This window comes from Parabacteroides sp. MSK.9.14 (assembly GCF_019041495.1).
GTDB classification, from domain to species: domain Bacteria; phylum Bacteroidota; class Bacteroidia; order Bacteroidales; family Tannerellaceae; genus Parabacteroides; species Parabacteroides merdae.
This window is the reverse complement of record NZ_JAHPXO010000113.1, coordinates 1-1,366: the sequence shown is the minus strand read 5'-3', so window position 1 is coordinate 1,366 and position 1,366 is coordinate 1. Positions and strand designations below refer to the sequence as shown.

General features: G+C 43.0%; 1 protein-coding gene and 1 tRNA gene. Both read right to left on the bottom strand.

Annotation, left to right across the window (positions count from 1 at the left end):
• On the bottom strand, positions 1 to 1,052 hold a 1,052-nt coding region (locus tag KTG12_RS21340), incomplete at its 3' end, for a site-specific integrase (protein WP_155202828.1).
• Positions 1,053 to 1,291: 239 nt separating this feature from the next.
• Positions 1,292 to 1,364 (bottom strand) — tRNA-Lys (locus tag KTG12_RS21335).
• Positions 1,365 to 1,366 lie beyond the last annotated feature (2 nt).

Sequence of the window (1,366 nt, the reverse complement as noted above, 5' to 3'; positions counted from 1 at the left end):
ACATGCGTGCTCAGTGGTTTATTGATACCGCATATGTCAGCGATCTCTTTCAAATAACTGTTCATCCGCTGGTTACTGGGTACCGGCAAGACCACTCCTTTTTTCAGGCATTCCGGATGTGTCTTGTACTTCTCCAAAATCATCCGTGGAATGTCCAACAGTGGAATGTCACACATGTTGTCCGTCTTTTCCCGGGCTTTTCTTATCCAGTACTCGCCATTGACATCCTTTATTATGTGTTCATATCGCAAGTGCTGTACATCGGTAAAGGCCAGCCCGGTCAGCGCACAAAACACGAATATGTCCCTGACCGTTTGCAGGCGGGGAATGGTGAATTCCTTTTTCAGAAGTATGTTCAATTCCTCTTCCGTAAGGAACGCCCGGTTCGTTTTTGTTTGTTTAAAATGAATCTCCAGAAAAGGATCGTCTGTTATCCATTTGTTCACAAGCGCCACTTTTATTATCTTCTTGAAGTTTTTCAGATATTTTACCGTGGCATTCTGGGCACATGATTTTTCTGTTTTTACATAGTGCTCAAACCGGGCGATGAACTCATGGTTTATCTCTTTCAAAGGTATATCGTTCATCCTGTATTCCTTTTGTAGCAGTTCACCCAGATACCTCGCGGTCCGTTCATAGCGCAGGACAGTCCCGGCGACATAATCCTTGCCCATCAACTCCCTGTACTTTCGGTTATGTTCCTGGAAAACCTCCAGCAGCATCTTCGGAGAGTCTCTCTCCCCGTAATAACGTCTTTTTAAGACATCGGCCGTGATCGGCTTCCCGTCCTGCTCCAGTTCCCTGTGGATCTGTAAAACTTTCATACGGACCGTATCCAGATAATGGTTCAATTCCATAGATTTCCTTTCCTTACCTATGGCACATTCCTTTTGGGAATTCCACTTGGAAATGTCCACGCTTCTTTTAATCTGTATCTCGGCCCGTTGCCCGTTAACCGTTATACGCATACAAATGGGTGCCTCTCCGTTTTTTAGGAGTTTAGACTTCTTGATGAAGAAAAGAATCGTAAAGTAGTTTCTCTGCATAGCCATACTCAAAAAAATGATGTTACAAAATTAATTTTTACGAGTCGGTTTCGAACCACGCAAAAATCGGAAAATCAATGAAATATGATCTAATTAGGTGGACTTTTTCAGGTAGATGTCAAGTCCACCTATTTCACCTGTGATCATCACTGTTTTTTGCGGTGAAATGCAGTATTTGGAGAAAATAAAAATCCCTGATAATGATTGATTATCAGGGATTTGATTGATTTTTCTTTTGTTTTCAGTGATCCGCCTGGGGTTCGAACCCAGGACCCCATCCTTAAAAGGGATGTGCTCTACCTGCTGAGCTAGCGAATCAT